At 66.6% G+C, this 23,965-nt stretch carries 19 protein-coding genes; 6 read left to right on the top strand and 13 right to left on the bottom strand.

What is annotated here, in order from left to right; translation table 11 throughout:
* The first annotated feature begins 8 nt into the window (after positions 1-8).
* Together AB4Y36_RS02530 and AB4Y36_RS02535 are read left to right on the top strand one after the other, a co-directional pair.
* Positions 9-974, top strand: coding sequence for an ABC transporter ATP-binding protein (locus AB4Y36_RS02530; protein ID WP_342948459.1), 966 nt, complete (start codon positions 9-11; stop codon positions 972-974).
* A complete protein-coding gene (locus AB4Y36_RS02535; protein WP_069262831.1) occupies positions 967-1,749 on the top strand; it encodes a metal ABC transporter permease in 783 nt (260 codons plus the stop codon). Before AB4Y36_RS02530 ends, AB4Y36_RS02535 begins: the two co-directional genes overlap by 8 nt.
* A gap of 69 nt (positions 1,750-1,818) precedes the next feature.
* Here the strand turns inward: AB4Y36_RS02535 and AB4Y36_RS02540 are convergent, their stop codons facing one another.
* Positions 1,819-3,327, bottom strand: a complete 1,509-nt coding sequence (locus AB4Y36_RS02540; RefSeq protein ID WP_368682218.1) for a xylulokinase — start codon at positions 3,325-3,327, stop codon at positions 1,819-1,821.
* Between the two features lie 582 nt (positions 3,328-3,909).
* Between AB4Y36_RS02540 and AB4Y36_RS02545 the strand changes: the two genes are divergently transcribed.
* Entirely contained in the window at positions 3,910-5,364 is a 1,455-nt protein-coding gene (locus AB4Y36_RS02545; RefSeq protein ID WP_368682219.1) for a nucleobase:cation symporter-2 family protein, read from the top strand.
* 181 nt (positions 5,365-5,545) lie between these two features.
* Here AB4Y36_RS02545 and AB4Y36_RS02550 read toward each other — a convergent pair whose 3' ends face one another.
* The 5 genes from AB4Y36_RS02550 to AB4Y36_RS02570 all read right to left on the bottom strand — a co-directional run bounded on the left by AB4Y36_RS02550 (position 5,546) and on the right by AB4Y36_RS02570 (position 12,883).
* A complete protein-coding gene (locus AB4Y36_RS02550) occupies positions 5,546-5,983 on the bottom strand; it encodes a hypothetical protein (protein WP_368682220.1) in 438 nt (145 codons plus the stop codon).
* Complete coding sequence (locus AB4Y36_RS02555) at positions 5,983-6,540, bottom strand: nucleotidyltransferase domain-containing protein (RefSeq protein ID WP_368607036.1); 558 nt, start codon at positions 6,538-6,540, stop codon at positions 5,983-5,985. The genes AB4Y36_RS02550 and AB4Y36_RS02555 overlap by 1 nt, the downstream gene beginning before the upstream one ends.
* 249 nt (positions 6,541-6,789) lie before the next feature.
* Positions 6,790-8,331 (bottom strand): efflux transporter outer membrane subunit, encoded by a 1,542-nt coding sequence (locus tag AB4Y36_RS02560; RefSeq protein ID WP_368607037.1) that lies wholly within the window; start codon positions 8,329-8,331, stop codon positions 6,790-6,792.
* A 1-nt stretch (position 8,332) separates the two neighbouring features.
* Entirely contained in the window at positions 8,333-11,605 is a 3,273-nt protein-coding gene (locus AB4Y36_RS02565) for an efflux RND transporter permease subunit (protein ID WP_069262835.1), read from the bottom strand.
* A gap of 15 nt (positions 11,606-11,620) precedes the next feature.
* A complete protein-coding gene (locus AB4Y36_RS02570; protein ID WP_069262836.1) occupies positions 11,621-12,883 on the bottom strand; it encodes an efflux RND transporter periplasmic adaptor subunit in 1,263 nt (420 codons plus the stop codon).
* Between the two features lie 435 nt (positions 12,884-13,318).
* Between AB4Y36_RS02570 and AB4Y36_RS02575 the strand changes: the two genes are divergently transcribed.
* On the top strand, positions 13,319-13,972 hold the full coding sequence (locus AB4Y36_RS02575) for a TetR family transcriptional regulator (protein WP_069262837.1): 654 nt from the start codon (positions 13,319-13,321) through the stop codon (positions 13,970-13,972).
* Positions 13,973-14,041: 69 nt separating this feature from the next.
* On the opposite strand, the gene AB4Y36_RS02580 is transcribed toward AB4Y36_RS02575, so the two are convergent.
* A complete protein-coding gene (locus AB4Y36_RS02580; RefSeq protein WP_069262838.1) occupies positions 14,042-14,677 on the bottom strand; it encodes a cysteine hydrolase family protein in 636 nt (211 codons plus the stop codon).
* 145 nt (positions 14,678-14,822) lie between these two features.
* Between AB4Y36_RS02580 and AB4Y36_RS02585 the strand changes: the two genes are divergently transcribed.
* Positions 14,823-15,809 (top strand): helix-turn-helix domain-containing protein, encoded by a 987-nt coding sequence (locus AB4Y36_RS02585; RefSeq protein WP_368682221.1) that lies wholly within the window; start codon positions 14,823-14,825, stop codon positions 15,807-15,809.
* Positions 15,810-15,868: 59 nt separating this feature from the next.
* Here the strand turns inward: AB4Y36_RS02585 and AB4Y36_RS02590 are convergent, their stop codons facing one another.
* The 6 genes from AB4Y36_RS02590 to AB4Y36_RS02615 form a co-directional block, all read right to left on the bottom strand.
* Positions 15,869-16,618 carry a CoxG family protein gene (locus AB4Y36_RS02590; protein WP_069262840.1) on the bottom strand — a complete coding sequence of 250 codons (750 nt, stop codon included), beginning with the start codon at positions 16,616-16,618 and terminating at the stop codon, positions 15,869-15,871.
* A 33-nt stretch (positions 16,619-16,651) separates the two neighbouring features.
* Positions 16,652-17,017, bottom strand: coding sequence for a DUF427 domain-containing protein (locus AB4Y36_RS02595; protein WP_069262841.1), 366 nt, complete (start codon positions 17,015-17,017; stop codon positions 16,652-16,654).
* A gap of 320 nt (positions 17,018-17,337) precedes the next feature.
* Complete coding sequence (locus tag AB4Y36_RS02600; RefSeq protein WP_368682222.1) at positions 17,338-17,841, bottom strand: carboxypeptidase regulatory-like domain-containing protein; 504 nt, start codon at positions 17,839-17,841, stop codon at positions 17,338-17,340.
* A gap of 201 nt (positions 17,842-18,042) precedes the next feature.
* Positions 18,043-19,548, bottom strand: a complete 1,506-nt coding sequence (locus AB4Y36_RS02605; protein ID WP_069262842.1) for a DegQ family serine endoprotease — start codon at positions 19,546-19,548, stop codon at positions 18,043-18,045.
* Between the two features lie 136 nt (positions 19,549-19,684).
* Positions 19,685-20,986: an ATP-binding protein gene (locus tag AB4Y36_RS02610; RefSeq protein WP_069262843.1), complete on the bottom strand. Its 1,302-nt coding sequence runs from the start codon at positions 20,984-20,986 to the stop codon at positions 19,685-19,687.
* A gap of 67 nt (positions 20,987-21,053) precedes the next feature.
* Positions 21,054-21,716 carry a response regulator gene (locus tag AB4Y36_RS02615; RefSeq protein ID WP_321930291.1) on the bottom strand — a complete coding sequence of 221 codons (663 nt, stop codon included), beginning with the start codon at positions 21,714-21,716 and terminating at the stop codon, positions 21,054-21,056.
* A 430-nt stretch (positions 21,717-22,146) separates the two neighbouring features.
* Here AB4Y36_RS02615 and dacB point away from each other — a divergent pair, with 430 nt between their 5' ends.
* Entirely contained in the window at positions 22,147-23,829 is a 1,683-nt protein-coding gene (gene dacB, locus AB4Y36_RS02620; RefSeq protein WP_368682223.1) for a D-alanyl-D-alanine carboxypeptidase/D-alanyl-D-alanine-endopeptidase, read from the top strand.
* The last annotated feature ends 136 nt before the right edge of the window (positions 23,830-23,965 follow it).

Here is a 23,965-nt window from a genome sequence, read left to right on the forward strand (position 1 = left end):
CAGATGTCATGACCGGGGCCGGCTCTTCGCCCACCGATATCGCTTCATCGCGCAACGCACAGCACAACGGCGCGCACCGCGCGCCCACGCCTGTGCTCACGCTAGCGGGCGTGACGCTGACGCTCGGCGAGCGCACGATCCTGCGCGACGCGAACTTCGCGGTGAACCAGGGCGAATTCATCGGCGTGCTCGGCCCGAATGGCGCGGGCAAGACCACGCTCATGCGGGCGATTCTCGGCCTCGTGCCGGCCTCGCACGGCGCGATCCGCGTGCTGGGCGAGCCGGTCGCGCGCGGCAACGCCAAAATCGGCTATATGCCGCAAACGCGCACGGCGCTCGCGAGCCGCCGCGTGCGTGGCCGCGACTTCGTGGCGATGGCCGCCGACGGCCACCGCTGGGGCCTGCCGCGCGCCGACGCCGCCACGCGCGCCGACGTCGCGCGCGTGCTCGATCTCGTGGGGGCGACCGCACTGGCGGACCGCCCGCTTTCGGAGCTTTCGGGCGGCGAACGCCAGCGCCTGCTGCTCGCGCAATGCCTGCTCGGCGACCCGAAGCTGCTGCTGCTCGACGAGCCGCTCATCAGCCTCGACCCCAACCACCAGCGCGGCGTGGTCGAACTCGTGCGCCGCGTGCAGCGCGAGCTCGGCATCGCGGTGCTGTTCTCCGCGCACGAGCTGAACCCGCTCCTCAACGCGCTCGATCGCGTGCTCTATCTCGGCAACGGCGTGGCCGCGCTCGGCAGCGTCGATGAAGTCATCACCGCGCCCGTGCTCTCGCGCCTCTACGGCTCGCCGATCGAAGTGATGCGCATGAAGGGCCGCATCTTCGTGATGTCGGGCGACGTGGAAGTCGAAAAGCACGACCACGAGCATGAGCACGACCATGGCCACGACCACGGCGGCCATGGCCACGCGCACGGACATGCCCACGGCGACAACAACGACAACACACACGGCCACACGCACGATGCTTGAATACGATTTCATGGTGAACGCCTTCGCGGCGTCGGGCATCGTCGCGGTGCTCGCGGGCGTGGTGGGCTATTTCCTCGTGATGCGCGGTCAGACCTTCGCGGGCCACGCGCTCTCGCACGTCGGTTTCACGGGCGCGACAGGCGCCGTGCTGCTCGGCGTTTCGCCGCTGTGGGGCATGGTGGGCTTCACGCTCGCCGCCGGCGTTTCGATGGGCGCGCTCGGCGAAAAGCTCGCGGGTCGCGATGTCGCGATCGGCGTGATTCTTTCGCTCGCGCTCGGCTTCGGCCTGCTGTTTCTGCACTTCTTCACGTCGTATGCCACGCAGGTCACGGCACTGCTGTTCGGCAACGTGCTGGGCGTGAACCGCGAGACGCTCGGCGTGCTGGCCGCCCTCGCCGCGGCGAGCCTGGCGGCGCTGGCCGCCATCATGCGGCCGCTGCTGTTCGCCTCGCTGCAGCCCGAACTCGCCGAAGCGAAGGGCGTGTCGCTGCGCGCGGTCTCGATGCTGTTCCTCGCCATCGCCGCGCTCGCGGTGGCCGCGTGCACGCAGATCGTCGGCGTGCTGCTCGTCTTTACGCTGATGGTCGGTCCGGCCGCCGCCGCGCAGAATCTCACCACGCGTCTGTCCACCGGCCTCGTGCTCGCCGCGCTGCTCGCGCTCGTGCAGGCGTGGCTCGGCGTGACGCTCGCGTTCTACACCGACTGGCCCACCAGCTTCTGGATCACCGCGCTCGCCGCGCTCGTCTACGGCGCGAGTCTGATCGGGCGTCGCTAGACGCTTCGTGCGCCCAATGAGAAAGGCGTTGCCCCTCGCGGTGGCAACGCCTTTTTTGCTTCTACGGCTTCACCTCGATGAGCACCTCGCCGGCGCGCGGACCGATGCCGGTGCGAACCAGGTTCGAACGCGGCCGTATAGATCGATGAAGCGCGCATAGCGCTGCGCGAGCGCGGCGTCTTCGCGCGGCGACGCCACTTGCGTCGCGGCCGGCGCAAGCACCGCGAGGTCGCTCATGCGCCAGTGTCCACAGGCGAGGCCGCCCAGCATCGCGGCGCCGCGCGCCGCTGCGTTCGGGCAGTCGATCGCGTAGAGGTCCGCGTCGAGCGTGTCGGCGAGCAACTGCCGCCAGCGCGCATCCACCGAGCCGCCGCCCGCGAGCTTGAGCGTCGGCACACTGCGCGCACCCCGCGTGCCTTCATCGGCGGCTTCACGGGTGCTGCGCACGGCATCGAGGCCTGCACGCAACGCAAACGCGACGCCCTCGAACGCCGCGCGCATGAGCGTGCCGCGCGAGTCGCCGAGCGCAGCGCCCAGCCAGCCGCCGCGCGCCGCGGGGTCGAGCCACGGCGAGCGCTCGCCGCTCAGGTAAGGCAGGAACGCGAGCGTCGCCGACGGCGGCACGGCGAACGCATCCGCGTAAGCCGAAGCCCAGTCGTAGGCCAGCCAGCCGCGTGCCGCTTCCAGCGCCACGCCCACGTTCTGCATGGCGGCCATGGTGTACCAGCCGCCCGTCGCCGAGCGGTAGCGATGCAGCCCGCGCCGTGCGCGCGGCTCGCTGCGCGCGGTCACGACGATCTGGCCGCCTGTGCCCGTCGTGAGGAGCGCGTCGCCTTCGTCGGCCAGGCCGCTGCCGAACGCGGCGCAAGGCGTGTCGCCCGCGCCCGTCGCGAGCACGATGCCGGCGGGCAGCCCGAGCGCCTGCGCGGCTTGCGCGCTCAGCGCGCCGCTCGCTTCATGCGACGCAGCCAGCGGCGCGAACCACCGCGCCGGCAGTCCGAGGCGCTCGATCAGCGCGAAGTCCCACGTGCCGTCGGGTGCGGCGAGCGCCGTCGCGCACGCATCCGACGGATCGGCTTTGACTGCGCCACCGAGCGCCACGCGCAGCCAGTCTTTCGGCTGCAGCGCCCAGCGCGCGGCTTGTGCGACTTGCGGCTCGTGCTGCAGAACCCAGCGCAGCAGCGGCCCCGCCATGCCAGGGGCCACGGGGTTGGGCTGCGGATGTTCGGGGTCGTCGGGCCACGCGTCGAGCAGCGCATGCGCGCGCGTGTCGGGCCAGAGCATCGCGGGGCGCAACGCGCGGCCCGCTTCGTCGGTGAGCACGACGCCGTGCATCTGTCCGGAAAAGCCGATGCCACGCACCGCGGCGCGCTCGCTCTCCGGCAGTCGCGCGCAGGCCGCGACGAGCGCGTCCCACCACCGATCCACGGCGATCTCGGCCCAGCCGGGCTGCGGTGTTTCGAGCGCATAGGCCACGCTCGCGGCGGCACGCTCGACGCCATCGCCATCGATGATGCCGAGCTTGAGTGAACCGGTGCCGAGGTCGATACCGAGAAAACGTGTCTGCGATGGGCTCATGGCGAACGATGTGCGAGGTGGGTGAGGACGGGAAGAACGATCATACCGGCGAGCACGCCGCCGAATGTGCGTTGAGCGGGGGATTCAAACCTGCCGCGAACCCGCGTGCAACGCAGCCGATTTCGACGCGAATCATGCCCATTTGCGGGTTAACCCGGTGGGTGTTCGCGGGATGCAAAATGGCTCACATTGCGCATGCGAAATAGAGATCATAACGACGCTGCCATAGATGACATGACCCGCTGGGCATCGCCGGCCTCACTTCGAGCCACCTGCACGCGCTCCGCCATGGCGCCGTACCGCCACGCCGCGCCGCGGCACCCACAGCGCGGAGCCGCCCAATCGCCGCAAACAGGGGGCTCCCCGCCTTGCGCCGCCGCACGCGCGGTCCGAACCGGCGCCTCGCGACGCCGCCATGATGCCGCCACGCGCGCCGATCCCACCCTTATGTCGCCGGCCGATCGCGACGGGCGCATATCGTCGCCGGAAAGCACGGAATAGTCTCCAGTGGTCTTGTTGCATATTTTCTTACCGCATACCTTGGAGGCCATACCCTTAAACCAAGAGACGGAGACAGACGACATGCAAGCCAAGGGCATTGAGGACCAGGCCGCCCAGCGGTCTGGCCAGAAGCAGGTCCACCCCTGCGACGAGCGCCTGCCGTTTAGCCAGCTGCTGACACTCGGCATCCAGCACGTGCTCGTGATGTACGCGGGCGCGGTGGCCGTGCCGCTCATCGTCGGCGGCGCAATCGGGCTGCCGAAGGACCAGGTCGCCTTCCTCATCAGCGCCGACCTGTTCGCCTGCGGCATCGCCACGCTGATCCAGACGCTCGGCCTGTGGATCTTCGGCATCCGCCTGCCCGTGATCATGGGCTGCACGTTCGCCTCGGTGGGTCCGATGATCGCCATCGGCACCAATCCGTCGCTCGGCCTGCTCGACATCTTCGGCTCGACCATCGCGGCGGGCGCGATCGGCATCGTGATCGCGCCGATGATCGGCAAGCTGCTGCGCTTCTTCCCGCCGGTCGTGGTGGGCACCGTGATCGCAGTGATCGGCCTCTCGCTCATGGAAGTGGGCATCAACTGGGCCGCGGGCGGCGTGGGCAACCCCGACTACGGCAACCCGATCTACCTCGGCCTCTCGCTGCTCGTGCTGATGCTGATCCTGCTCATCAACAAGTTCGGGCGCGGCTTCATCGCGAATATCTCGGTGCTGCTCGGCATCGTCGCGGGCTTCGCCATCGCGCTTGCGCTCGGTCGCGTGGACCTCGAAGGCATGGCCAGCGCGCCGTGGGTCGGCATCGTCATGCCGTTCCACTTCGGCATGCCGAAGTTCCACATCCTGCCGATCGCGACGATGGTGATCGTGATGTTCGTCACCTTCATCGAATCGACGGGCATGTTCCTCGCGGTGGGCGACATGGTCGAGCGCCCCGTCGATCAGGCCACGCTCGTGCGCGGCCTGCGCGTCGACGGTCTCGGCACGATGATCGGCGGCATCTTCAACTCGTTCCCGCATACGTCGTTCTCGCAGAACGTGGGCTTGATCGGCGTGACGGGCGTGAAGAGCCGCTATGTGTGCGCGATGGGCGGCGTGATTCTCGTGCTGCTCGGCCTCTTTCCGAAGATGGCGCAGATGGTCGCCTCCGTGCCCGCCTTCGTGCTGGGCGGCGCAGGCATCGTGATGTTCGGCATGGTGGCGGCGAACGGCATCAAGGTGCTCTCTCGCGTGGACTTCGTGAAGAACCAGCACAACCTCTTCATCGTGGCCGTGAGCGTGGGTTTCGGCCTCGTGCCGGTGGTGTCGCCGCACTTCTTCGCCAAGCTGCCGCCCGCGCTTTCGCCGCTGCTCCATAGCGGCATCCTGCTCGCTTCGGTTTCGGCGGTGGTGCTGAACCTGATCTTCAACGGTGCGAAGAGCGAGAAAGCCGCCGAGCGCGCCATCCGCCGCGCCGGGCACGATTTCGAAGGCCGCCCCGATGCCGCGCCGACGCCGGATACGGGCCACGAAATGCCGCGCTCGGCCGCGCACTGAGTCGATCTCACTGCACTGATCGAACCGGGTTTGAAAGTATTGAGTTGACGCGAGAGGTGCCCCGCTCGCAGGTGCCCATCCATACACAGGCGGGCGGGGTCTTTTGCTGGTTCGGCGCCATGGGAAACCATGGCGCTTTTTTTTGCTAAAGCATTGCCAGGCCGTTCTGCAAATGTGGACCTCACGGCGCCTTGGTCAAGGCGTGCGCAACGGGCAAGTACCTGGCCAGGATGCTCAGCATGGCAGCGGCCTCAGCCTTCGACACCGGCGGAAATGGTGAAACGTAGGAGGTCCCGTTGCGACGTTCGTGGGCTTTCGTGATGAAGGCAAATTCCTGCGTGGTCACGCCCAGCGATGTGGACACGCGCTGGATGGCCAGGTTACGGCCAGCGTCTTTGATGCGCACTTCGTAGCATTCCAGAATGGCGTGGACCAACTGGAAATAGCCTTCATAGGCCAAGGTGAAGACTTGCAGATGTCGGCTGGGATCCAGTCCATCCGCTGCGGCCTTATAGTCGGCCGCGTTACGCAAGAAACTGGTGATCGCCCCGGGCGTGGGGGTGACCGCCTCGAAGGCTTTTGTCTTGATGAGGTTCTCGTATTCAGCAGGGCGCGGCATCACAGTATTCTCAGAGTGGGACCTTGTGCGATCTGCGCAACGATAGCGTCAGAAGCTACCAACGCAGCCCATTCAGAAGGCTCATACAGCGAGAAATTGACGGGGCGCAACAAACGTTGCTCGGCCGCATGCAGGGCCTCGGATAGCTCGAGGAGCGGAACGCTCCCGATAACAATCAGGTCGAGATCGCTTCGACCTCCGTCGGTGCCTTTGGCCACGGAGCCGAAGACGAACGCCGACGTGATGTGTTCGGCAAAAGGCGCGAGGGCTTCTTTCAGCGGCTCCGCAACGGCGAATGACTTGCGCGCGATGCTAAGCAACTCGGGATAGAGAACAAATTCGGTATTCGCGCGGATGCTTCTCTGCCGACCTCGTCGAGCATCTTCCTGAAGTACACCGACCGCAACCAGTCGGTCCACCTGCTTTTGGGCGCTACCGCGCCCACTATCGGCAAGACGCAGCAGTTCCTGGAGCGTAAAACTGCGGTCGGGCTGCAGCAGCGTGGCACCGAGAACTCGTTGCAGGCCCGGTGTGAGGAGAAAGTCGGCAAGGCCCACAGCAGATCCTCTTATTAGGTACATATATCCCCATTATAGGGATTAGCAGGAAAATCCCCAATACAGGGACAAACATCCCTAAAATAAGGATTCACGAGGACTCCGCTCGGCACCCACAGCGTGGTATTCGACAACATGTGCGCGTAGCGCCTTGGCTTCTGGAGAAACCAAAGAAAACGCCCCAGTCATTGACTGAGGCGTCCGTTTGCTACTTCACGCGCTTACGCGTTCAACACGCGACGAAGGGCATCATCCCGCCGTAGCCGCCGAAGCCGCCGCCGGCGCGCTGGCCGCGCCGTAATCGGCTGGCGCATCGGGCTCGCGCGGCGTCTCGCCTGCATGCGCGATCCAGCCGCCGCCCAACGCGCGATACAGATCGACGAGGTTGGTCAGGCGCGCAAGGCGCGCCGTGACGAGCGACTGCTGCGCCGTGTAGAGGCTGGTCTGCGCGGCCAGCACCGGCAGATAGCTGTCCACGCCGTTCTTGTAGCGCAGTTCCGATAGCGTGAGCGAGCGCTGGTTCGCGAAGGTGCTGCGCTCGAGCGCGGCGATCTGCTCGTCGTAGGTGCCCCGTGCAGCCAGGCCGTCGGCCACTTCGCGGAACGCCGACTGGATCGACTTCTCGTAGTTGGCAATCTCGATGCGCTTCTCGACGTTCGCGAGTTGCAGGTTCGCGATGTTCGAGCCGCCTTCGAAGATCGGCAGCGTGATCTGCGGCACGAAACTCCATGCCGCCGTGCCCGCCTTGAAGAGCCCGCCGAGCGAGAGGCTTTCAGTGCCGAACGCCGCCGTGAGCGAGATCTTCGGGAAGAACGCCGCACGCGCCGCGCCGATATTGGCGTTTGCCGCAAGCAGCGTTTGCTCAGCCTGCATGATGTCCGGACGACGCGTGAGCAGATCCGAAGGCAGGCCTGCCGGAATGTCGTTGACCAGCGGCTGGCCGTCGAGCGGCAGGCCTTGCGGCAGATCCGCCGGCAGCGGCTCGCCAATCAGCAGCACGAGCGCGTTTTCGGCCTGCGCGCGTGCCCGCAGTTGCGCCTGCATGTTGGCCTGCGCGTTCTCGACCACCGTTTGCGCCTGGCGCAAATCGAGCTCGGTGCCGGTGCCCGTATCGAACTGCGCCTTCGCGATGTTGTACGAGTCCTGCGCCGTCTTGAGCGTTTCCTGCGTGACCTTGAGCAGGTCGTCGTCGGAGAGCATGGTCAGGTACTGGTCCGCGACTTCCGAAACCAGCGTGATTTCCGCTGCCTTGCGTGCATACGCCGTCGAGAGGTACTGCGCCAACGCCTGGTCCTTCAGGCTGCGGATGCGCCCCCAGAAGTCCAGCTCCCACGACGCCTGCACGCCCACGTTGTAGACGCTGTACGGGTTCGGACTGTTCGGTGTGGTCAGCAGATCCCTCGGTGTGCGCGTGCGCGTGTCCGTGGCCACGCCGTTGATTGCCGGGAACAGCTCGGCGCGCGTGATCTGATACTGCGCGCGCGCCGCCTCGACGTTGAGCACCGACACGCGCAGATCGCGGTTGTTCTTCAGCGCGATGTCGACGAGCTGCTGCAGACGCGGATCGACGAAGAACTCGCGCCAGCCGATGTCGGTCGCCGCGGCGCCATTGGCGCTCGGGGCGGCCTGGCCGTTCTGGCCATTCGCGCCCCCGGCAACCGGCTGCGTCGCGTACACGCCGCCTTGCGGGAAGCTCTGCGACACCGGCGCTTCGGGCCGGTGGTACCACGGCTCCATCGTGCAACCCGCGAGGAGCGCAGCGGCCGCTGCAATTACGGATAGTTTATGCATCTCAATGTCCTTCCTTGCCCGGGCCGTCGCCGTTGCTGCCGCCGTTGCCACCTTCGCCACCACGGTCATTGCCACCCTGAGCGCCACCACCATTCGCGCCATTGTCCTGGTCGTGGTCGTGCGCGTGGTGCTCTTCGTAGTGCTGGAGCGCGACGTCCGCGTCCTCCTTCTCGCCGGCGAACTTCGCGCGAATCACCACGAAGAACATCGGGATCATGAAGATCGCGAGGAACGTGGCCGTGATCATCCCGCCGATCACGCCCGTGCCGATCGCGTGCTGCGAAGCCGAACCCGCGCCGTTACTGATCGCGAGCGGCAGCACGCCGAGAATGAACGCCATCGACGTCATCAGAATCGGCCGCAGACGCAGTCGCGAAGCTTCGAGCGCTGCCTCGATCGGTCCCATCTTCCCTTCGGCCTGCAGGTCGCGCGCGAACTCCACGATCAGAATCGCGTTCTTCGCCGAGAGACCCACGGTGGTCAACAGACCCACCTGGAAGAACACGTCGTTCTCGAGGCCGCGCAAGGTCACCGCCAGCAGCGCGCCGAGCACGCCGAGCGGCACCACCATGATGACCGCGAACGGAATCGACCAGCTTTCATACAGCGCCGCGAGACACAGGAACACGACGAGGATCGAGATGCCGTACAGGATCGGCGCCTGCGAGCCCGACTGGCGCTCCTGATACGACAGGCCCGTCCATTCGTAGCCGATACCCGCGGGCAGCTTCGCCGCGATCTGCTCCATGGCCGTCATGGCCTGGCCGGTCGACTTGCCCTGCCCCGCCTGACCCTGGATTTCCAGAGCGGAAATGCCGTTGTAGCGTTCGAGCTTCGGCGAACCGAAGGTCCAGCGGCCTTTCGCCACCGAGCCGAACGGCGCCATTCCGCCCGCGCTGTTGCGCACGTACCAGAGGTTCATGTCCTCGGGCGTCATGCGGAACGGTGCATCGGCCATCACGTACACCTTCTTGATACGGCCGTCCGTGTCGAGGAAGTTGTTCACGTACGCCGACGCCCACGCGATCGAGAAGGTCTGGTCGACCGCGGCCGCCGTCACACCGAGCGCCTCGGCCTTTTCGCGGTCGATGTCCACGGTGAACTGCGGCGTGTCGTTCAGGCCGTTCGGGCGCACGAGTGCGAGCGTCGGATCCTTCGCAGCCATGCCGAGCAGCATGTTGCGCGCTTCCATCAGCTTCTCGTGACCGAGACCTCCGCGGTCCTGCAATTCGAAGTCGAAGCCCGACGCGGTGCCGAGTTCAGGAATCGAAGGCGGATTCACCGGGAACACCATCGCGTCCTTGTAGCCCGCATAGTGCATGAACATACGCCGCACCAGCGCCTGGACCTTCTGGTCCGCGTTCTGACGCTGCTTGTAGTCCTTCATCCGTACGAACACGAGACCCGAGTTCTGGCCACGGCCCGCGAAGCTGAAGCCGTTCACCGTGAACACCGACTCGACGATGCTGCCTTCGTCCTTGAGCAGCCAGTTCTGGATGTTGGCGAGCGTGCGTGCCGTCGTTTCCTGGGTCGAGCCCACGGGCGTCTGCACGATCACGAACATCGTGCCCTGGTCTTCATCGGGCAGGAACGACTTCGGCAGGCGCACGAACAGCAGGCCAACCGCGACGATCACCGCGAGATAGATGATGAGCCAGCGGCCCGAGCGCTTGATCACGTGGTGCACGCCGGAGTGATACTTGTCGCGGCTCGTCTCGAACGTACGGTTGAACCAGCCGAAGAAGCCCTTCTTCTCTTCGTGATGACCCTTCGGAATCGGCTTGAGGATGGTCGCGCACAACGCCGGCGTGAGAATCAGCGCGACGAGCACGGACAGCACCATCGCCGCCACGATCGTGAGCGAGAACTGCCGGTAGATGGCGCCGACCGAGCCGCCCGAGAACGCCACCGGCACGAACACCGCGGAAAGCACGAGCGCCACGCCAACGAGTGCGCCGGTAATCTGGCCCATCGCCTTGCGGGTGGCCTCCTTCGGCCCTAACCCCTCTTCCACCATCACCCGCTCGACGTTCTCCACGACCACGATCGCGTCGTCCACCAGCAGGCCGATGGCGAGCACGAGACCGAACATCGACAGCGTGTTGATCGAGAAGCCCACCGCCGCCATGATCGCGAACGTGCCCAGCAGCACCACCGGCACCGCGATCGTCGGAATCAACGTCGCGCGCAGATTCTGCAGGAACAGGTACATCACGAGGAACACCAGCACGATGCCTTCCAGCAGCGTCTTGATCACTTCCTCGATCGACAGGCGCACGAACGGCGTCGTGTCATACGGGTACTTCACGACGAGACCGTGCGGGAAGTACCTCGAGAGGTCGTCGATCTTCTGGCGCACGAGCTTCGCGGTCTGCAGCGCGTTGGCGCCCGTCGCGAGCTGAATGCCCAGACCGGCCGTCGGCGCACCGTTGTACTTCGTGTCGAAGTTGTAGTTTTCGCCACCCAGACCAATACGCGCCACGTCCTTCAAGCGCACCTGCGAGCCGTCCTGGTTCACCTTCAGCAGGATGTTGCCGAACTGTTCGGGCGTCTGCAGCAGCGTCGATTCGGTGATGGTCGCCTGGAACGCCTGCCCCGCCACTGCTGGCGTGCCGCCCAGCTGACCGCCCGCGATCTGCACGTTCTGCGCGGTGATTGCCGCTGTGACGTCGGTTGGCGTTAGCTGGAAGTTCGTGAGCTTGTTTGGATCGAGCCAGACACGCATCGCGTACTGCGAGCCGAACAGCGTGACCGTACCCACGCCGTCGATACGGCTGATCGGGTCTTTCACGTTCGACGCCACGTAGTTCGCGAGGTCGTACTTGGTCATGCTGCCGTCTTCGGACACGAACGCGAGCACGAGCAGGAAGCTGCTGCTCGATTTCGTGACGCTGATGCCGAGCTGCTGCACGACCTGCGGCAGAATCGGCGTGGCGAGCTGCAGCTTGTTCTGCACCTGCACCTGCGCGATGTCGGGGTTGGTGCCCGCCGCGAAAGTCAGCGTGATCGTAGCCGTGCCCGAGTCATCGGAAGTCGACGAGATGTACAGCAGGTGGTCGAGACCGCTCATCTGCTGCTCGATCACCTGCGTGACCGTGTTTTCCACCGTCTTGGCCGATGCGCCCGGATAGTTCGCGCTGATCTGGATGGAAGGCGGCGCGATGGTCGGATACTGCGCGACCGGCAGCGTGAACACCGACGCCACACCCGCCAGCATCAGGATGATGGCGATCACCCATGCAAAGATTGGGCGATCAATAAAGAACTTTGCCATGAAGCAGGCTCCCCGTTATTGCGCTGCGGAGGCGGCAGGTGCAGCCGAGGCAGCCTTCGGCCCCGATGCGGCGCTGGCGGCGTTCGCGTAGCCCGAAGCCGTTGCCATGTCGGCCGAAGGCGCGCCCTGCGGGGGCGGCGGCGGCAGCTGCGCGGGAACCGGCTTGACCTGCGCACCCGGCTTGACCTTGTCGGTGCCCTGAACGATCACGCGGTCGCCGGCGTTCAGACCGCTCTGAACGACCCAGTCCTGACCTTGCGTGCCCGCCGTGGTGATCGGCGTCGGCACGACCTTGTTGTCCTGGTTGACGACGTACACCGAGGCCTGCCCCTTCTGGTCATGCTGCACGCCGACCTGCGGCACGAGGAACGCGTTGTTGTTGATGCCTTCTTCGATGCGCGCGCGCACGAACATGCCCGGCAGCAGCACGCGGTCGGCGTTCGGGAAAATCGCGCGAACCGTGACCGAGCCCGTGGTCTGGTCGACGGTGACGTCGGAGAACTGGAGCTTGCCCTTTTCCGAATAGGTGCGGCCGTCTTCGAGGACGAGCGAGACCTTGGCGGCGTTCGGGCCGTTGGTCTTCAGGCGTCCTTCCTGGATCTCGCGGCGCAGCTTCAGGCCTTCGAGGCTGGACTGCGTGACGTCCACGTACATCGGATCGAGCTGCTGCACCGTCGACATCAACGTGGCCGCGCTCGCCTGCACGTAGGCGCCCGGCGTGACCTGCGAGATGCCGACCTGGCCCGAGACCGGCGAAGTGACGTCGGTGTAGCCGAGGTTGATCTGTGCCGTGTCGACGGCGGCCTTGCCGGCGGCGACGTCGGCTGCAGCCTGGCCCTGGGCGGAAATGGCGTTGTCGTAGTCCTGCTTGCTCACCGCGTTGGCCTGCACCAGCACCTTGTAGCGCGCGACCAGCGCGTTCTGCGTGACGAGGTTGGCCTGCGCCTTGGCGAGCGTGGCCTTGGCATTGTTCAGCGCAGCGATGTACGGCGCCGGATCGATCTTGTAGAGCCGCTGACCGGCCTTGACGAGCGCGCCTTCGGTGAATTCGCGGCGCAGCACGATGCCGTCCACCCGTGCGCGCACTTGCGCGACGAGATAGGCACTGGTGCGGCCGGGAAGCTCGGAGACGACCGGCACGGCGGACGGCTGGACGGTGACGATACCCACTTCGGGGGTTTGCGGCGGCGGCGCCGACTGCTTTTGCCCGCAGGCTGCGAGCACGATGGCAGCCGTCGCGACACTGATTAGGCGGAATGGAACCCGTTCGACGCGCATGGAGCGACCTCTGTCTATAACTGACAATAAAAGCGTGCGGCGTCCTGCAACGAGGAGGACGACCACGCACGCCAGCATCTGGCAAATACCTGACGGATAAACCCGGTACTTCTTCTAGAAGGCGCGTTCCGGTCTGCACATCCGTCCGGGCGATACTGCCGCGCGCCGCCGCGAGAGGCGTCGCGCATTGGGGTTTCTACGACCACTTGGCCAAGGACGGATATTAACCGGACATCACCATTTGAGGCACCCAGGTGGTGGGGTGCTATTATAGATACATTCGCGAACGAATGTAAAAGGACGTTACTTAACCGTTGAGGGGTGCTTCAGGAGCGATCCGCGCATCACCTCCATATTACAAATCAATACATTACGGTTCGCACCCCAAATACGTTCATTCACCCCCAACCTGCTGCAACGCACCGACTTTACAAAATGGCCCGCCGCACGAAAGAGGAAGCGCTGGAGACGCGCAACCGGATCCTCGACGCCGCCGAACACGTCTTTTACGAGAAGGGCGTGTCGCGCACTTCGCTGGCCGACATCGCCCAGACCGCGGGCGTGACGCGCGGCGCGATTTACTGGCATTTCGAGAACAAGGGCGACCTGTTCACGGCCATGTTCGACCGCGTGGTGCTGCCGCTCGACGAGCTGAAGGTGGCATCGACGGATCCCGGCGAGCCCGACCCGCTCGGGCGCATGCGCGATCTCTGCATTCTGTGTCTGCGCAATACGGCGACCGACGTGCGCCGCCGCCGCGTGTTCGAGATCCTGTTCCTGAAGTGTGAGTTCGTCGAGGAGATGGGCCCGGTGATGGCGCGCCATCAGACCGATATGCGCGAGGGCCTGGCGAGCATCGAACAGGGTTTGCGCAATGCGATGTCGAAGGGCCAGCTGCCCGCCGACCTCGACGCCAAGCGCGCTTCGCGCGTGCTCCATTCGTTCATCGGCGGCGCGCTGCGCGATATGGCGATCCTGCCGGACGCGTTCGACGTGGCGAGCAACGCCGAACTGCACGTCGACGCGATGCTCGACGCGCTGCGCTTCAGCCCGTCGCTGCGCATCGGCGCGAGCGCGTCGCAAGCCTGACGCCTACGCGCGCAGTTCCCAGATCGAAACCAGGCGGCCCACTGACGGGGCCGCCTTTTTCTTGAGCGCTCAGGCCGGCACGCGGGTCGCCCGGGCCCGTTGATTCGACGCGTAGATGTTGTCGCGCGCGAGCGGCACGCCTTGTTCGACGGCGGCAAGCCAGGCATCCGTGTTCACGACCGCAGCGAAACGCGTGTGCATCACCGCGCTGAATACGCGGTGGATCTCCTCGGCGCTCGCCGTTCCCGCCTCGTTTGCATACGGCACCGAACCGGTCGCATCGGCGAGAAACTCCACGGCAAGACCCGCGTGGGTCGCCTCGAACACCGTCGAGGCGTCGCAGTTATGCGTCATGTAGCCCACTACCGTGAGCGTGTCGATGCCGCGATCGGTCAGCCAGGCTTTGAGATCGGTGCCCGCGAAGGCGCTCGGCAGCGCCTTTTCGACGTAGTGATCGCGCTCGCGCGAGGCCACGACCGGATGCAGTTCGGCGCCCACGCTGCCGCGCGCAAAGAGCGGCGAGTCCGCCGGGGCGAAGTTCTGCACCACCACGACCGGCACGCCGGCCGCGCGCGCAGCGTCGATCGCGCGGCCGATATTGGCAAGCGACGTCTCGATGGGGGGATATTCGATCGGCAGATCGCCGCTGACATATTCGTTCTGCACGTCGATGACGACGAGCGCCCGGCGCGGATTCGCGGACATGGCCATGCCTCCAGGGGTTGAAAGGAACCGACCGGTCCGAAGACGCGAAGTCGATGGCGGGATTGTGGCGCCGCGAGCGCCCACGCGACAGTGGCCCGGACGACAACTTTCGCTAGAATCGGGCCATTCCTCTTCGGGACTCGTCATGGCCACCGCTATTCGTCAGGCTCCGTCACCGGCCCCCTTGCGCGTCGCCGTGATCGCCTTCGACCGCATCAGTCCGTTCCATCTCTCGGTGCCTTGCGTCGTGTTCGGCGAAGACCGCAGCGAAGGCGGCGTGCCGCCGTTCGAACTCGCCGTCTGCGCGGCGGAGCCCGGCACGCTCACCACCACGGCAGGCTTCACGATCGGCGCGCCGCAGGGCCTCGAGGGGCTGCGCGGCGCGGACGTGATCGTCGTGCCGAGCTGGCGCGACACCCACGAGGCGCCGCCCGCCGCGCTTTGCGACGCGCTGCGTGACGCGCACGCGAGCGGCGCGATCCTCGTCGGGCTCTGCCTCGGCGCCTACGTGCTCGCGCATGCGGGCCTGCTCGACGGCCGCCCGGGCACCACGCACTGGGCCGCGGCGGACGACTTCGCGCAGCGCTTTCCGGCCGTACGCTTCGATCCCGGCGTGCTCTACATCGACGACGGCGACCTGCTGACCTCGGCGGGCACCGCGGCGGGACTCGATTGCTGCCTGCATCTCATGCGGCGGCTGTGCGGCTCGGGCGCCGCGAACTACGTGGCGCGGCGGCTCGTCGTGCCGCCGCATCGCCAGGGCAACCAGGCCCAGTACGTACAACAGCCGCTTGCGGCGCCCGGGCGCGGCGAGCGGCTGCCGGGTCTGCTCGACTGGATTCGCGCCCACCTCGACGCGCCCCACACGCTCGACTCGCTCGCGCAGCGCGCCCTGATGAGCCGGCGCACCTTCACGCGCCAGTTTCGTTCGACGACGGGAACGACGGTGAGCGCGTGGCTGCTCGGCGAGCGCCTCGCCCGCGCGCAGCAGCTGCTCGAAAGCACCGATCAGCCGATCGACTCGATCGCCCAGCGCGCGGGCTTTGGCTCGGCCGCGTCGCTGCGTCAGCATTTCGTGGAGGCGTTCAGGATTTCGCCGTCGGCGTGGCGGCGGGAGTTTAGGGGGGTGTAAGCGGTTCGATGAGCGGTGCGACGCTCGGCGCACCTTGCGCGCGCCGGGCAGCGCCGAATTCAGGTCCCGGTGAACCAGCGCGCAGCATAAAGCAGCAACGCCACGAAAAAGATCATCGCAGCCCACGCCCAATAGGGCATGGCGTGCTGCGGCGGCTCGTGATTCAGCGTGCTTGCGGCGCGGCCCGAGAGCGTTCCGCCCGCGTGGTGCTGTGGCAGGATATGCGCACGCCGGGCGAGACCGGCGAGGTTGATGGGCCGCAGGAACACATGCTGCCGGCGCGGCTGCTCGCCCGCCACGCGGTTCGGCGCCTGGCCGTGCTTGACCGCAACCACGGCGCAGAACTCCGTGAAGAAGTCGTCGGCCAGTTCGTGCAGCGCGTTCTCGATCTGGCGCGGCGGCAGCTCGGAAAGCGGGCCCGTGAGCGTGGCCCACACCGAGTAGTCGATCCGCGTGCTCACATCCTTGCCCGTACCCGGCTCCCGCGCCGTGGCGCGCTCTTCGGGGCGCAGCGCGACGTCGATCTGGCCGCGCAGCGAGCCGATGCCGTCCGCGCGGGCGCGAAAGCTCAGCACGCGCCGGGGCGTGAGGGGCACCTGCGCCGTGTCATTGGCAATGTGGGCGCGCACTTCATAGCGTGCGCGCAGCGGCCCGAGCGGCACCGTGAGCGTGATCGCGTATTCGCCGGGGCCGAGCCGCCTGAACGACTCGCAATGCTCCATGCTCGCGCGCACGAGCGCGACGTCCTGCAGCGCCGCCCAGACGGCGGCCGGTTCGAGCGGAATTCTCAACGCGTCGTTCAGTTCCATGGCGGCTCCCCCTATGCAAGCTACCGGGCCATTTCAGGAGGTCTGGTCGATCCGGTCCACGCGAGTCGCGTAGAAAGCCAGATACCCCTTGATGCCGCTTGCGTCATCGAGCGGCGCTTCGTAGCTCCAGGCCGCGTCGTCGACGCGCCCGTCTTCGGTACGCAAATGGAAATACGTCGCCTCGCCCTTGAACGGGCAATGCGAGGTCTGTCCGGAGCGTTCGAGTCGTGCCATGTTCACGTCTGCGCGCGGGAAGTAGAAGACGTCGGGGTAGCCGGTTTCGCAAAGGGTGACGGCGTGCAGCGTATCGGCAATGGTGATGCCGCCATGAATCACGCGCACGCGGTGACGGTTCGCAACGAGTTCGATGCGATGGTCCGCATCCGGTTCGACCGCCATGTTCGGTTCCCCTGTTGGTTGGCGGCGCCTGCGGCGCCCTGCGCTCACCGGGCGGCAGGCCGCACCGGTTCGCGTGGCACGCCGCCAGGAAGGCGCGTGCCGTGCAATCCCACGGGATGGCCGCGCGCCAGTCGCCTGCCGCCGTACCGGTCACGCAATCGACGGCGACCGACGGCAACGCGCCAACCCGCTCGCGAAACGCCTGAGCGATCGCAGCCTCCCATCGGCTTCATTATCGGCCAAACTCGTCCTGGCTGCGTGAATCTTATGCGCGGCACGCGTGCGGGAGCGCCCCAACACGGCCGGCCCGGCCACGCGGCTTACCAGATGAACGCCGCCCGCGCGCTGCCGTTGCCCACCGTCACGGCGCTCGTCTTGTCGACGCCCGCATGGCTCACATGCACGCTGTAGCGGCCAGGACGCACCCTCACGAGCATATAGGGCCCGCGCGAAGTGGTATCGAGCACGCTCGCGCCGTGCGAGTCGGTGATCTGCACGTGCACGTCCGCGACGTACTCACCGCTGCGCTGGGTAAAGCGCAACGCAAGCGGCCACTGGTGTTCCGCGCCGAGCAGCGCCCTGGATTCGTCCAGACCCACGCCGCCAGAAACGAACGACACGTCGCCCTGCTGCTGGACTTGCGGCATGCCGCCGCCATTCGTGTTGCCGGCGCTCGTGTTGTCGGTGGTCGTGCCGCCGACGGTGCCCGAGGCATCGGCCTGCTGCGCCGCCGCGCCGCCCGCGTAGCCGAGAGCAAGCGTGGCCGCGAGAATCGTCGCGTAGGCGGTCGTATGGATGGGGCGCGAGTTGCGGAAACGCTTCATCGATCGCTCCTTTCAGTGTGTCCGATGTAATGCACGCGCAAGACGCGTGCCCGAATGGTTCGAGTAAAAGGTTTTGTGCGCCCCCAAAAAAAATCGCCGCCGCCGAGGCCAAAGGCCAACGGGGGCAGCGCAATTACAACGTAATGAAACCTGCTCTCGCCGCGAATCCGGCGCACGGAGCCGGATTCGCGACAGCAGGGATCAGCCGAGATCGACGGGCACGAAAATCTGTGCGTCGTCTCGCTGGATCAGGAGCGCAATGCTGTTGCCAGCCTTGGAAACCATTTGCTTGAGCTGATCGGCGCTCGTCACCGGGCGGCCATTCACGGCGAGAATCACGTCGCCGGGCTGGACACCCGCATTTTCGGCCGCGCCACCCGACTGCTCGACGAGCAGACCGTGATCGAGCGAGCCGTTGCTCTTCTCTTGCGGCGTGAGCGGGCGCACCGCGACGCCGAGGCGACCCTGCATCTGCGCCTGCGGAGCGTCGTTCGAAGCCACCTTGGCGTCGCCCAGCGCGCCGATGGTTGCGGTGAGGTCCTTCGTGCTCTTGTCACGCCACACCTGAACATCGGCCTTCGTGCCCGGCTTCATGCCCGCGATGAGCGACGGCAAAGCGGACGAATCATCCACGGCCTGGCCGTTCACGGACAGGATCACGTCGCCGGGCTTCAAACCCGCCTTCGCGGCCGGACCGCTCGCGTCCACCGAGCTCACCAGCGCGCCGCGCGGCTTGTCCATGCCGAACGAGTTGGCGAGCGTCTGGTTCATCGACTGCACCGCGACGCCGAGACGTCCGCGGCTCACGTGGCCGGTCTTGACGAGTTCGTCCTTGACCTTGATCGCCTCATTGATCGGGATTGCGAACGAAAGGCCCTGGAAGCCGCCCGTCTGCGAATAGATCATCGAGTTGATGCCGATGACTTCGCCCTGCAGATTAAACAGCGGGCCGCCCGAATTGCCGGGGTTGACCGGCACGTCGGTCTGGATGAACGGCGTGTAGTTTTCGTCCGGCAGCGAGCGCGACTTCGCGCTGATAATGCCCGAGGTCACCGTGTTGTCGAAACCGTACGGCGAGCCGATCGCCACCACCCACTGACCGACCTTGCTTTGACGCGGGTCGCCGATCTTCACGGTCGGCAGATCCTTCGCGTCGATCTTGAGCACAGCGACGTCCGACTGCTTGTCCGCGCCCACGACCTTCGCCTTGTATTCGCGCTTGTCGGTGAGCTTCACCGTCACGACGTTGGCGCCGTCCACGACGTGCGCGTTCGTGAGAATGTAGCCGTCCGGGCTGACGATGAAGCCCGAGCCGAGGCTCGCGCTCGGCTGGTCGGCCTGCGGACCATTGTCGCCGCCGCCCATGCCGGGCGCGCCGCCATAGAAGTGCTTGAAGAACTGGTAGAACGGATCGCTCGGATCGATCGGCAGTTGCTGCGAGCCGCTGCCGCCGCTGCGCAGCGCCGTCTGCTTCACGACGTGCTTGGCGCTGATGTTGACCACCGCGGGCCCGTAGGTTTCCACGAGACCCGAGAAGTCGGGAATGCCAGTCTTGGCTGCGGCTTCGGCGGGCATCATCGCCGCGGCCTGGGCCTGCGAAATGACCTGCGGAGCAGGCAGATCACGGTGCCCTGCTACATAGCCCGCCGACAATGCGACGACCACGGCGGCTGCCACGGCACTGCGGGAAAGCACTTTTGTATTCATTGCGGACTCCTTGCGCGGGGTACTCATCACGACGTACCGAAGAGTAAGCCGTGTCGCTTAAAGGAGTCTTAAGTACGCGGAAATCGCAATAATCGCGCAAACGCCCGCGCGGCGGGCATTTGCGGGCGATTCGGAGTCAGAACCGCACGTCCACGAGCAGGCCGCCTGCGGGCGAATCGCCGAGTGTGATGGTCGCGTCGTGCTGATCCGCGATTCGGCGCACGATAGCGAGCCCGAGTCCCGTGCCGGCGATATCGGTGCGCGCGCGATTCGCGCCTGCGCCCACGCGATAAAAGCGATCGAACACGCGCGCGCGCTCCTCTTCCGGGATGCCCGGCCCGCTGTCCGCGATGCGCACGTGCGCACGCCCGTCGACGACGGCGAGGCTCACGTCCACGCGGCCGCCCGCGGGCGTGTACTTGGTCGCGTTGTCGAGCAGGTTGTTGAGCATCACGCGCAATGCATCGGCGTCGCCATGCACGCTCGCCGCCGCGCTTTCCTCGATGCCGAGATCGACGCCGCGCTGCTGCGCGAGCGGCGCATGGTTGAGCACGCAATCATCGAGCAGCGCATGCAGATCGACGTTCTGCGCGCGCGCGTGACCGTCGGGTTCGGAGCGCGCGAGGGCGAGCAGCTGCTCGGCAAGACGCGTGGCGCGCGTCACGCCCGCCTGCAGATCGACGAGCGCTTCGCGACGCGTTTCGTCATCCTTTGCGCGCGCAACGAGTTGCGCCTGGATCTGCACGGCCGCCAGCGGCGTGCGCAACTCGTGTGCAGCGTCGGCGACGAAGGCCTTCTGTGTATCGATGGCCTGCGCGAGGCGTTCGAGCAGCGCGTTCAACGCATGCACGAGCGGCGTGACTTCGCGCGGCAGACGCTCTTCGGGCAGCGGATCGAGCGCTTCGGGATGACGCGTGTCGAGCGCACGCGCAACGCGCGAGAGCGGCCTGAGCCCACGCCCCACCATGATCCAGACCGCGATGCCGAGAAACGGCAGCACCACGATGAGCGGCCAGAGCGTGCGCAACGCGACGTTCGCGGCGAGACGGTTGCGCACCGAAACGGGCTGCGCGAGCTGCACGACGTTGTCGCCGACGATCGCGCCGTACACGCGCCAGTCGCCGCGGTCGGTGCGCTCCGTCGAAAAGCCGAGTTCCGCGCGCGGCGCGAGCGGCGCGCGCGGATGCGAGTAGTACATGAGCACGCCGTTGCGATTCCAGATCTGCAGCACGATGCCTTCGTCGCCCGTATCGCGCGAACTGAGGATCTCGTTGAATGGCTCGGAGGGCAGCGCCTCGGCGATTTCCTGCAGCTGGTAGTCGAACAGCTCGTTGGCTTCGGCGAGCGCCTGGCGATAGATCAGCCAGCCCGCGAGCCCAACGCCCGCGACGACGATCGCGAGCAGCCAGAACAGCAGTTGTCGTCGGATGGAACTCATCGGCTAACGAGGTCTCCCTGTCGATCCGGAGCTAGCGCTTTGGCGCTTACGCACTTGATTACCTGCTTCATGCGTCTTTGGAGATCATGTAGCCGAGGCCGCGCACGTTGCGGATCAGGTCGGCCCCGAGCTTCTTGCGCAGCGCGTGAATATAGACCTCGACGGTATTGCTGCCGATCTCCTCGCCCCAGCCGTACATCTTCTCTTCGAGCTGGGTTTTCGAGAGCACCGCGCCCGGTCGCGCGAGCAGCGCTTCGAGCAGCGCGAATTCGCGCGCCGAGAGCGCGACGGGCGAACCGTCCTGGGTGACCTGGTGCGAAGCCGGATCGAGCGTGATCGAGCCGTGGCGGATGGTCGAATCGCTGCGGCCCGCCTGGCGGCGGATCAGCGCTCGCATGCGTGCGCCCAGTTCATCGAGATCGAAGGGCTTGATGAGGTAGTCGTCCGCACCGGCGTCGAGACCCTTCACGCGATCGGCCACGGCGTCGCGCGCCGTGAGGATCAGCACGGGCAGTGCCGCGCCACGCGCGCGTAGCGTGCGCAGCACGTCGAGACCGTCGCGCCGCGGCAATCCGAGATCGAGCAGCATGAGATCGTAAGAATCCGCGCTCGCGGCCGAGAGGGCGGCGTCGCCGTCTTCGACCCAGTCGACCGCGAAGCCTTCGCCGCGCAGCGCCTTGCGCACGCCTTCGGCGATCATGCGGTCATCTTCGACTAGCAGTATGCGCATCGTAATATTGGCCGGGCGGCGCTGCTGCGCCACGCTGCGTGAGTGGATGAGGATGCGAGCATTCTAGCGCCTGAACAGGGGCGCCGCGCCGCTGCGGCACGCAGCCGGTCGCGAGGCAATGGCGCGCGGCATGGGCACATTATCGGCAGTGTTTGAATCACGCCACGCAATGTGCAACGTTTTCTTGCGGCAATGCGCGCACGCGGCGCGAGGTCTTTACAATGTGCGCTTTTGCGGCGCTCCACTCGTGATTCGGCCGCGATGCGCGCGTGCAGGCTTGTACAGTACGTTCAAGCGAGCGCATCGCGCGCGCACCAAGAATCACACGCCGCCCTGATTTTCGCGCCCGCGCGCAGCACCGGTGAGTCCCCTCTTTCCGTGCGCCGCGCCCGGCCCAAGCACCGCCCCTGCACTCGCCCGAACGCTTTTCATGCTGCCCGCTTCGCTGTCCCGCCTACGCTCTTTGTTCAGACTGCCTGCCTCGCGCTCCAACCGCACGCATCGCACCGCCGCCACTGCGCGCCTGCCTCGACCGCTCGCCCTCACGCTCGCCTGCGCCGCGCTCGCCGCGGGCTTCGCCGCCGCGCCGACCGCGTACGCGCAGCCCGAAGGCGCGCGCATTCCCACGGTCAACGTGACCACGGTGCTGCCGCCCACCGTGATGGCAGGCCTCGAGCGCGCACACGTGCCGCTCTCGTCGGTCAGCGTGGTGATCGAAAAGGTCGGCGACCGCCAGCCGAGCGTCGCCGTGAATGCCGGCCAGCCGATGATGCCCGCCTCGACGATGAAACTCGTCACGACGTGGAGCGGCCTCGCGATGCTCGGTCCCGACTATCGCTGGAAAACGAGCGCCTATACCGACGGCGAAGTCGATGCGAGCGGCACGCTGCACGGCAACCTCTATATCAAGGGCACCGGCGACCCGAAGCTCGTGCCCGAAGAGCTGATCGACCTCGTGCAGAAGATTCGCGCCGCGGGCGTCGCGCGCATCGACGGCGCACTCGTGCTCGACAAGAGCGAGTTCGATCCGTCCACGCGCGACCTGCCCTCGTTCGACGGCGACGACAGCGCGCCCTACAACGTCGGCCCCGATCCGCTGATGTACGCGTTCAAGTCGGTCTCGTTCACGTTCTCGCCCTCCCGCGAGGGGGTGTCAATCGATGTGGTGCCGCCCGTTGCGCAGTGGCAGATCGACAACCAGATCCGCGAGCGCGCCGGCGCGTGCGGCGGCATGCTGCCGAGCCCGCAGGTTTCGCCGGGCGGCAACGGCGTCGTCACCGCGAGCTTCGCGGGCAGCTACGCCATGCGCTGCGGCGAGCGCACGCTCAACATGGCCGCGCCCGTGGACCACAGCACGTTCTTCGCGGACGGCTTGCTCGCCCTCTGGCAGCAAACGGGCAGCAGCCTCTTCGCCACGCCGGCCGGCGCGGTGCGCGAAGGCGTCGTGCCGCCGCGCGCACGTCTGCTCGCCGTGCACCAGAGCCCGCCGCTCTCGGACGTCGTGCACGACATCAACAAGTTCAGCAACAACGTGATGGCGCGCAACCTGTTCCTCACGCTCGGCGCCGTCGAGGGCAAAGCGCCTGCGACTACGGCCAAGGCCGCCACGGCCGTCAATACGTACCTGCGGCGCAGCGGCCTGAACATGCCCGAACTCGTGCTCGACAACGGCTGCGGCCTCTCGCGCGAAGAGCACGTCAGCGCGCTCTCGCTCGCCAACCTGCTGCAGAACGCGAACGCGAGCCCGGTCGCGCAGGTGTTCATCGACTCGCTGCCGATCGTCGGCGTGGACGGCACGATGCGCAACCGCCTCACCAACGCAGGCGTGGAAGGCAACGCGCATATCAAGACGGGCACGCTGCGCGACGTGCGCGCGATCGCCGGTTACGTGGCGGCCGAGAATGGCGAGAGCTGGATCGTGGTGAGCCTCATCAACGATCCGCGCGCCGAGGCCGCACGCGCCGCGCACGACGCGCTGCTCGAGTGGGTCTACAAGGGCATGCCCGAAGAAAAACCCGTGTATGTCGAGCCGCATCCGAAGCGCGCGGCGAAAGCGTCGAAGGCCGAGAAGGCCACGCACAAAACTCTGGCCAGACGACGCGGCGCGCATTGACCACGCGCATTGACCACGCATTGACCACGCATTGACCACGTGCCGGGCGCACGCTGATTGCACCCGGCCAGCACGCTGTGTGCACGCCGGGCGGCCGCCGCGGACCTGTCCCCGTGCGCCTCACCCGAGCGCGCCG

This window comes from Paraburkholderia sp. BR10936 (assembly GCF_040965735.1).
Taxonomy (GTDB): domain Bacteria; phylum Pseudomonadota; class Gammaproteobacteria; order Burkholderiales; family Burkholderiaceae; genus Paraburkholderia; species Paraburkholderia nodosa_A.